The sequence below is a fragment of the Planctomycetota bacterium genome, from assembly GCA_035574235.1.
GTDB lineage: Bacteria > Planctomycetota > MHYJ01 > MHYJ01 > JACPRB01 > DATLZA01.
In genome coordinates, this window is record DATLZA010000027.1 from 35481 (window position 1) to 43757 (window position 8277).

At 71.4% G+C, this 8277-nt stretch carries 9 protein-coding genes; 5 read left to right on the forward strand and 4 right to left on the reverse strand.

Going from position 1 to position 8277, the window contains the following annotated elements:
- Positions 1–72 precede the first annotated feature (72 nt).
- From VNO22_02425 to thrC, 3 genes are read right to left on the reverse strand one after another with little or no spacing between them, the layout of a single operon-like run.
- The gene (locus tag VNO22_02425) at positions 73–1449 is read right to left on the reverse strand and encodes an aspartate kinase (GenBank protein HXG60207.1); all 1377 of its coding nucleotides are present in this window, start codon (positions 1447–1449) and stop codon (positions 73–75) included.
- Positions 1446–2465, reverse strand: coding sequence for a homoserine dehydrogenase (locus tag VNO22_02430; GenBank protein ID HXG60208.1), 1020 nt, complete (start codon positions 2463–2465; stop codon positions 1446–1448). Before VNO22_02430 ends, VNO22_02425 begins: the two co-directional genes overlap by 4 nt.
- Positions 2462–3640, reverse strand: a complete 1179-nt coding sequence (gene thrC / locus VNO22_02435) for a threonine synthase (GenBank protein HXG60209.1) — start codon at positions 3638–3640, stop codon at positions 2462–2464. Before thrC ends, VNO22_02430 begins: the two co-directional genes overlap by 4 nt.
- Before the next feature lie 67 nt (positions 3641–3707).
- On the opposite strand from thrC, the gene VNO22_02440 reads away from it, so the two are divergent.
- Complete coding sequence (locus tag VNO22_02440) at positions 3708–4340, forward strand: type III pantothenate kinase (GenBank protein ID HXG60210.1); 633 nt, start codon at positions 3708–3710, stop codon at positions 4338–4340.
- Entirely contained in the window at positions 4322–5416 is a 1095-nt protein-coding gene (locus VNO22_02445) for a GTPase (GenBank protein ID HXG60211.1), read from the forward strand. Before VNO22_02440 ends, VNO22_02445 begins: the two co-directional genes overlap by 19 nt.
- On the opposite strand, the gene VNO22_02450 is transcribed toward VNO22_02445, so the two are convergent.
- Positions 5413–5931 (reverse strand): hypothetical protein, encoded by a 519-nt coding sequence (locus VNO22_02450; protein HXG60212.1) that lies wholly within the window; start codon positions 5929–5931, stop codon positions 5413–5415. The two genes, VNO22_02445 and VNO22_02450, sit on opposite strands and share 4 nt — an antisense overlap.
- 192 nt (positions 5932–6123) lie before the next feature.
- Here VNO22_02450 and VNO22_02455 point away from each other — a divergent pair, with 192 nt between their 5' ends.
- From VNO22_02455 to VNO22_02465, 3 genes are all read left to right on the forward strand, one after another.
- Positions 6124–7404: a hypothetical protein gene (locus VNO22_02455; protein HXG60213.1), complete on the forward strand. Its 1281-nt coding sequence runs from the start codon at positions 6124–6126 to the stop codon at positions 7402–7404.
- A gap of 7 nt (positions 7405–7411) precedes the next feature.
- The gene (locus tag VNO22_02460) at positions 7412–7963 is read left to right on the forward strand and encodes a sigma-70 family RNA polymerase sigma factor (GenBank protein HXG60214.1); all 552 of its coding nucleotides are present in this window, start codon (positions 7412–7414) and stop codon (positions 7961–7963) included.
- The coding region (locus VNO22_02465) for a zf-HC2 domain-containing protein (GenBank protein ID HXG60215.1) at positions 7960–8277 on the forward strand (318 nt) is incomplete at its 3' end. The genes VNO22_02460 and VNO22_02465, both read left to right, overlap by 4 nt.

Consider the following 8277-nt stretch of genomic DNA (forward strand, 5'->3'; position numbering starts at 1 on the left):
CCGGGTCGGCGATGCCGTCCGGAACTTCTCCAGGGTTCGCGTCGCCCGGAAGGTGAGGTCCGATCGGCCGCCTCAGGCCGGCGGCGAAAGGAATTCTTGGTGAAGGGCCCGCACCGCTTCGGGGCCCGCGTCGCCCTTCACGATAAAGGAAATCGAAAGCTCCGAGGACCCCTGGGCGATCGCGATCACGTTGATCCCGCGGCGCGCCACCGCTCCGAACACGCGCGCCGCCGTCCCCGGATGGCCCTTCATGTTGGACCCGATCGCCGCCACGATCGCCACGCCCTCCTCCACGTCCAGGCGGCGCGCCTCCCCAGACCGCAGCATCCCCGCCTCGATCGCCGCCCGCGCCGCCGCCACCTGGGACCCTGAGACGGCGAACGAAATCCCCGCCTCGGACACGGAAAGGATGATCATCTTGACGTTGACCCCCCGGTCCGCCAGAAGCTGGAAAATCCGCGCCGCCGTCCCCGGACGGCCCATCATCGCGGCCCCCGTCACCGTGATGAGCCCCGCGTCCCGCACGAGAAGCACCGAGCGGACCACCTCCGAGGATTCCGGCCCCTCGTCCGTGATGAGCGTCCCGGGCCCCTCCGGCCGGAACGTGTTCTTCATCCGCACCGGAATCCGCCGCTCCGCCGCCGGCTCCAGCGCCCGCGGATGCATCGACTTGGCGCCGAAAAGCCCCATCTCCACCGCCTCGATGAAACGGATCCGGTCGAGCCGCCGCGCTTCGGGGACGATCCGCGGATCCGCCGTCATCAGGCCGTCCACGTCGCTCCAGATCCAGATCTCGTCCGCCTTGAGCGCCGCCCCGACGATCGTGGCCGTGTAGTCGCTCCCGCCGCGCCCGATCGTGGTCGTCACCCCGTGCTGCGTGGCCGCGATGAAGCCCGTGACGACCGGAACCTCCCCCGCCTCGAAGGGCCCCCGAAGCGTCTCGGCGATCTGGTAGAGCGAAAGCTCCATGAGCGGCTCCGCCTCGCCGAAGCGGTCGTTGGTCACCAGCCCCGCTTCCTGGCCCGTGTAGGTCCTCGCCCGCATCCCCTCCCGCTCCAGCGCGCGGCGGAAAAGAACCGCCGCCAGGCGCTCCCCGAACGAAACGACCGCGTCCTTCGAGCGCGGCGTGAGCTCGCCCACCGCCGAAATCCCCACGACGAGGCGATGAAGCTCCTCCAAAAGCGCCGCCGTCCCCCCCGCCTCCTCCAGCGCCCGGGCGCACTCCTCGTGGCGGCGGCGCAGATCCTTCATCCGCGCCTCGACCGCCGGCCGGTTGGCCGCCCCCGCGGCTTCCGCCAGCTCCAGAAGCTCCTCCGTCACGCCGTCCAGCGCGGACACCACCACCGCCACCCGGTCCCGGCCCGCGCGTTCCTGCACGAGCTTCGCGCAGCGGCGCATCTTCTCCGCGTCCGCCACCGAGCTTCCCCCGAACTTCATGACGAGCTTCATGCCCGACCCCCGACCGTGTGCCAGATGTCCAGGAGATCCCGCAGGATCGCCGTCGCCGTCTCCGGCCCGCCCGCGCCCCGGCCCACGAGCGACACCTCGCCCCCCGTCCGGAGCGTCAGCGTCAGGCAGTTGAGATTCGCGGGCACGTTCAGGGGCGCCTCCGCCGGAACCTCCCGCGGCTCCACCGACAGGCGCTCCCCGATCTCCGCCATAAGCTTCACCGCCCGCCCCGCCCGCCGCGCCTCCTCGATCCGCTCCCGCGCGATCCCCCGGATGCCGCGGATCGAAACGTCCGAAAGCGTGCAGGACCGCCCCAGGACGCCGTTGGCCAGAATGACGAGCTTCGTGGCCGTGTCGATCCCGTCGATGTCGGCCGACGGGTCCGCTTCCGCGTACCCGAGCCGCACCGCCTCCGCCAGCGCCCTCTCGAAATCGAGCCCCTCGCGGTCCATCCGCCAGAGGATGTAATTCGTCGTGCCGTTCAGGACCGCCCGCACCGAGAGCACCTCGTCCCCCCGCGCGCACTCCTGCGCCAGGGCGAGCACCGGCGTTCCGCCCCCCACCGTGCCCGAGAACCGGAATTCCACCCGGTTGTGCCGCGCCAGCTCCCGCAGCGCCGGAAACGCCACCGCGAGCGGACCCTTGTTGACGGAAATCGCGTGCTTGCCGGACCGGAAGGCGGCCTTCAGACGCTCGAAGGCCGGACCCGGGGACCGCACCGACGTGGGCGTGGCCTCGATGTAGAGCTGCGCGTCGCTGCCGGCGATGATCTCCGGCGCCGGCACATCCCGCACGCCGCGGCCCGGGAGCGCCGCCACCGTCCCTTCGCGCTCCTTGGCCGCCAGGAGGGCTTCGACGTCCAGCCCGCTTTCGGCTTCCGCGGCGCCCCGCGAGTCCAGAACCCCCACCAGCGCCGGGGCCAGACCGTGGCGCGCGTAGAGGTCCGCGCGGCGCTCCCCCAGAAGCCGAGCGAACGCGCGCCCGACGACGCCGAACCCCCCGAGCAGGATCTTCATCCCGCCAGCATCCGGCGCAGCGCCGGAAGCGTCGGCTTCACCCGCGCCAGCTCCATCTTCCCCCGCGCCAGGGCGTCGGGGTCCTTCAGGCCGTGCCCCGTGGTGACCACGACGACCGTCCGCGCCCCGCGCAGGCCGTGCCGCGCCAGCCACGCCACCGGCGCCGCCGAGGCGGGCTCGACGAACAGCCCCTCCGTGCGCGCCAGGCGCCGCTGAGCCTCCAGGATCTCCGCGTCACTCACGGTTCCCGCGTCGCCCCCCGATTGCTCCAGCGCCGCCACCGCCTTCTTCCAGTTGACCGGCGCGCCGATCCGGATCGCCGTGGCCACCGTCTCGGGCGCCTCGACGGGCCGGAGCGCCGCCCGCTCTCGGAACGCCCGGACGATCGGAGCGGCCCCTTCGGCCTGGACGCCGATCAGGCGCGGAAGCCGCCGGATCCTCCCGAGCGCCTTCCATTCCTGGAAGCCCTTCCAGATCGCCGAAATGTTGCCCGCGTTGCCCATCGGCAGAACCACCGCGTCGGGCGCTTCCCCGAGCGTCTCGCACACCTCGTAGGCCAGCGTCTTCTGGCCTTCGAGCCGGTACGGATTGAGGGAGTTCAAAAGATAGACGCTCCGCTCCCGGAGGGAAAGCTCGACGACCAGGCGCATGGCGTCGTCGAAGTTTCCTTCGATCTGCGCCACGCGGGCGCCGTGGGCCACCGCCTGCGAGAGCTTGCCGAGAGCGACCTTTCCCGCCGGCAGAAGCACGAGCGCCCGCATTCCCGCCCGCGCCGCGTACGCCGCCATGGAGGCGGAGGTGTTGCCCGTCGAGGCGCAGGCCACCGCCCGCGCCCCCACCGCCCGCGCCAGCGCGATCCCCACCGTCATCCCGCGGTCCTTGAAGGAGCCCGTGGGATTCTCCCCCTCGTTCTTGACGAAAAGCCGGGGGATGCCGATCTCCCGCCCCAGGCGTTCGCAGAGATGCAGCCCCGTGTCTCCTTCCCCGAGGGTGACCGATCGGCGCACCGGAAGAAGCGGCTGATAGCGCCACACCCCCCGGCCTTCCAGCGTCCCCACGCGCCGAAGGTCCCGGGGCTCCAGCGCCACCTCGAGGGGCGATTCGCACGCGCGGCAGGCGTAGAGCGTCCGCTCCCGTCCGTACCGCGCGCCGCACGAGAAACACCGGAGGATCATCCGGGCCGCTATCCTACCCGCCCGCCGCGGTTTGTCAAAGGGCCTCCGCCCGTCTACAATGCCCCCCATGCGATGGGGCGTCGTGGACGTGGGCAACACCCGCGTCAAGCGCGCCGTCTTCGACGGCCGGCGGCTGCGGCCGTGGGACGGCCGGCCGGTGGACCTCTGGATCGGAGCCCGCGTGGGGCGGGCGCGGCCGCCGCGGGGGACGCTGCTCCTGGGGCGCGACTTTCCGCCGCTCGTCCGGAACCGCACGCGCCGGCCGGAGGCGGTCGGGGCGGACCGGCTGGCGCAGGCGTCGGCCGCCTGGGCGCGCGCGGGCGGCCCCTGCGTCGTCGTCTCCATGGGGACGGCGATCACGATCGACGAGGTCGGATCGCGCGGGGACTTCCGGGGAGGGCTCATCGCCCCCGGGCTGCGCACCATGGCCCGCGCGCTGCGCGACGCGACGGCGCTTCTGCCCGAGGTGGAGCCCGTCCGGCGGCGGCGGGCGGTCGGACGCGACACGCAGGAGGCCATCCGGTGCGGGATCTCTCTGGCGGCGGAAGGGCTTCTGCGGCGGGCGCTCCAGGATCGGCGCGGACCGGTCTTCGGCACGGGCGGAGACGCTCCGCTCTTCCGCGAGTTTTTCGACGTCTGGGCGCCCGACCTGGCGCTCGAGGGCATCGCGCTTTCCTTCCTATGCTGGCGGCGCTGCTGACTCCGCCGGGGCGCGGGGCGATCGCGGTGCTTCACGTCGCCGGACCCGGCGCCCGGGCGCTCGTGGCCTCCCTTTTCGGCCGTCCGGTGGAGGAACGGCCCCGCTTCGGGCGGCTCGTCCAGGACGGCGAGGTGCTGGACGAGGTCGTGGTCCGGGCCGTCGATGGGTTCACGGGGGAGGAGACGGTCGAGATCTCCTGCCACGGCGGCCGCGCCGCGGTCGAGCGGATTTTCCGGGCGCTGGCGGCCCTCGGGGCGCGGCGGGCGGCGCCGGAGGAGCTTCTCGAGCGGGGCATCGAAACGGGGGCGCTCGACCGGATCCGCGCCGAGGCGTGGACGCTCCTTCCCGCGGCGCGCACGGAGTTGGCGGCGCGCGTCCTTCTCGATCAGGCGGAGGGGGCGCTTTCGCGCGCGGTCGCGGAGGTCCGGGACGCGGCGGGGGCGCGGCGCCTGCGGGAGACGGCGTCGTTGGGACTGGCGCTGGTGCGTCCCCGGCGGGTCGTCCTGGCCGGGCGTCCGAACGCGGGCAAATCCACGCTCTTCAACGCGCTTCTGGGCCGGGAGCGGGCGATCGTTTCCCCCGAGCCCGGCACGACCCGCGACCCGGTGCGCGGGATCGGCGCGGTGGCCCAGGTGCCGCTGGAGTTCGTGGACACGGCGGGGGTCGAGGCGCCTCGCGACGCGATCGAAGGGATGGCGATCGATCGCACGTGGGAGGCGCTTTCGGAGGCCGATCTGGTCGTCTTTCTGTTCGACGGGGAGTCGGAGGGGGAAGAAGACCGACGGCTTTTCGGGCGGCTGGCGGGCCGGAAGGCGCTGGCGGTCGTGAGCAAGATCGACCGGGCTCCCGGGGCGCCGGGCCCGCCGGGCGCATGCCGCCTTTCGGCGCGGACGGGAGAGGGGCTGGAGGAGCTCGGAAGGAAGATTCTCGAGGCGCTCGGGATCGTGCCCCGTCACGAGCCGGGGGCGCCCGTGGTGTTCACGTCGCGGCAGGAGCGGCTGCTCGGGGCGGCGGCGGAAGGCCGGCTCGACGCGGCGGCGGCGCGGGAGGCGCTGCTTCGGGGGCCGCGAGGTTAGGGAGCGGCCGCGAAGCGGACGAGCCCTTCGATCTCGCGGAGCTGGATTTCGCGGAGGAACCGGCCGAAGGGGTCGGAGGGATCGCGCCCTTCGGCGGCGGCGCACAAGTCCACCATGAGGAAGGGGTCCCAGGCGTTTTTGCGGCGCAGGGGGGCGGCTTCGGCCACCTGGCGGAAAGGGCCTTCGAGGAGCTCCCGCGCGGCGGCGTGAAGGGGGCCGAACGCCGGGTGGTCGCCGACGCGGCGGAACCAGTATTTGGCGTTGCCGTAGTCGGGTTCGCGCCGGTGCATGACGCCGTGGAGGTAGCTGCCGGTCGAGGTCGGGATATCCTGCGCCAGCTCGTGGGCGCGTTCGAGGTGGTCGTTCCAGAGGAAAAGCGCCGCCCGGAGCTCCGGCGGCGCCGCCAGGCGCCCGATCCGCTCGCTGAGGGCGGGATCCCACGTCCCCCGGGGGACCAGGAGCGGCGGTTCAGGCCGCTCCCGCAGGCGGGTCAGGATTTCGTCCAGAACCGTCATCGGGGTCGAGGGGCCGTTGGCCCCGTGTGCACGGGGGGATTGTATCATGAAGGGAAGCCGGGGGTACCTTCCTCGCAGGCTTTGCCGCGCCGGGGCGGGGGCGTCGTATAATCCCCCGGGGAACGGATTTGCGTCACGGGAGGGGTCCGTCGTGACGTTGGGTAGGGGAATCTTAGCTGAGGTGGAGCTTCTATGAATCGACGCATCCTGCCGGCGGCATTCGCCTGTCTTCTCCTTTCGGCGGCGGTTCGGGCCCAGGACGCCCCTCCCAAGGTGGAACAGAGCCGGATCGACGCCGCGATCAACAAAGGCGTCGCTTATCTCAAGGCGCAGGCCGGGAGCCTGCGGAAGTTCGAGCACGTCAATCGGCCGATGCAGGAGGACGAACTGGTCCTCTGGACGTTCGTTCACGCGGGGGTTCCGGAAAACGATCCCGTCTTTCAGAAGCTCCTCAAGGAGATGCTCGAGCGCAAGCTCGAGTCCACGTACTGCGTGGCGCTTCAGGCGATGATCCTGGAGGAGGTGAATCGCGTGAAGTACCAGTGGCGCATCAAGCAGTGCGCCCAGTTCCTCGTGGACAATCAGTGCAAGAACGGGCAGTGGACGTACGGGGAGCCCACGATCTACGCGGATGAGACGCCTTCGGAGTCCGAACGGGAAGACGTTTCCACGCGGGCGCCGCGCGAGCGGCGCGGGGTGGTGGACTTCGGCGGGCCGGGGATGCGGATCAAGCCCGAGGTCAAGCGCCGGGTCAAGGTGGAAAAGAAGAAGGACGGGCCCGAGGGCGGAGACAATTCGAACACTCAGTACGCGGCGCTCGGCATGCGCGCCTGCCACGATGCCGGCATCATCATTCCGGAGTCGGTCATTCAGAAAGCGATTCAATGGTGGCGGACGTCGCAGAAGGAGTCGAGCGGTCCCCGCGTGCGCTTCGACGTCAAGGACAGCCTGGACGCGCCGATCACCGGCGGAGCCAGCGGCGTCATGGAGGTCGTCAACGCCGAGCCGCAGGGCTGGTGCTACAGGGATCATGCGGAACACAAGGCCTACGGATCGATGACGGCGGGCGCGGTGGGGAGCCTGGCCATCTGGCTTTACATCAAGGACGACGACGGGGGCAAGAAGAAGCGGTCCTGGAAGAAGGACAAGGACGTGCACGAGGGGCTGGCGTGGCTGGCTTCGAACTTCTCGGTCACGTACAACCCCGGCCCGTACGAGCACGGCGACAGGGCCGAAAATTCCCAGCACCAGTACTACTACTACCTCTATGCGATCGAGCGCGCCGGGATGCTTTACGGAACGGAGACGCTGGGGACGCACTGGTGGTATCCCGAGGGCGCCAAGGTGCTTCTCGAGAAGCAGGGCGGCGACGGCAAGTGGGGCGGCGGGGTCGTGGATACGTGTTTTGCGATCCTTTTCCTCAAGCGCGCCACGGCGCCGCTGGTGCCTACCGGGGAGACCGGCCGGAGGTAGAGGTCCGATGCCGGCCGACGAAGAGACGCGGCTCCTGGCGGCGGCCAAGGCGGGGGATCCCGCGGCGTTCGAGCGCGCCCTGAGGCCGCACCTTCCGATGCTCTTCGCCTACAGCCGGGCCATCTGCGGCGACTACCATGCCGCGGAGGACGTGGTCCAGGAAACGGCCGAAATCGCCTACCGCAAGCTCAACTACCTCATTCCGGAGGCGGATTTCGCCGGCTGGCTCAAGGCCATCGCCCGCCGGCAGGCGCTGGCCGCCCGCCGCAAGCTCACCCGGGCGGGCCTGGTGGCGGAGGAATTGATCGAAAAGGTCTATCAGGATCCTCTCCCCGCCTCTCTCGATCGCCGCAGCGAAGCGCTCGAGGAGTGCCTCAAGCAGGTGGGCGGCCGCGCGGCGGAGGCCCTGCGGGCCCATTACTTCGAGGGCGTTCGCCTCACCGATCTGGCCCCCCGGCTTTCGATGACCCCCGCCGCGGTGCGCCAGATGTTGCATCGGGTCCGGCAGCTCCTGTTGGACTGCGTGCGGCGGCGGCTCACCGTGGAGAACGTGTCGTGAGAATCCTCACCTGCGAGGAAACGCGCGCCGCCTTGAGCGACCTGGTCGCCGGCGAGCTCGGCATGGCGGAAGGACGCTCCCTCGAGGCGCATCTGGCCGGCTGCGCGCGATGCACGGGCGTGGGGGAGGAGATCTTCTGGCAGGACCGGGTGCTGGCCGAGCGCGCGATCGAGCTCCATGGGGAACGCCTGGCGGCCCGGATTCGGGACATCCTGACCGGGGTGCGCCCGAAACAGGTGACCGAGCATCTGAGCGCGGTCCGGGTCCGGCCCCGCCGGCGGGGGGCGGCCCTTCGCGCGGCGGCCGCGGCGGCC

Bases quoted from the DNA above. Each gene is read 5' to 3' on its own strand.
- VNO22_02425 (HXG60207.1), bottom strand. From the start codon at position 1,449: ATGAAGCTCGTCATGAAGTTCGGGGGAAGCTCGGTGGCGGACGCGGAG.
- VNO22_02430 (HXG60208.1), bottom strand. From the start codon at position 2,465: ATGAAGATCCTGCTCGGGGGGTTCGGCGTCGTCGGGCGCGCGTTCGCT.
- thrC (HXG60209.1), bottom strand. From the start codon at position 3,640: ATGATCCTCCGGTGTTTCTCGTGCGGCGCGCGGTACGGACGGGAGCGG.
- VNO22_02440 (HXG60210.1), top strand. From the start codon at position 3,708: ATGCGATGGGGCGTCGTGGACGTGGGCAACACCCGCGTCAAGCGCGCC.
- VNO22_02445 (HXG60211.1), top strand. From the start codon at position 4,322: ATGCTGGCGGCGCTGCTGACTCCGCCGGGGCGCGGGGCGATCGCGGTG.
- VNO22_02450 (HXG60212.1), bottom strand. From the start codon at position 5,931: ATGACGGTTCTGGACGAAATCCTGACCCGCCTGCGGGAGCGGCCTGAA.
- VNO22_02455 (HXG60213.1), top strand. From the start codon at position 6,124: ATGAATCGACGCATCCTGCCGGCGGCATTCGCCTGTCTTCTCCTTTCG.
- VNO22_02460 (HXG60214.1), top strand. From the start codon at position 7,412: ATGCCGGCCGACGAAGAGACGCGGCTCCTGGCGGCGGCCAAGGCGGGG.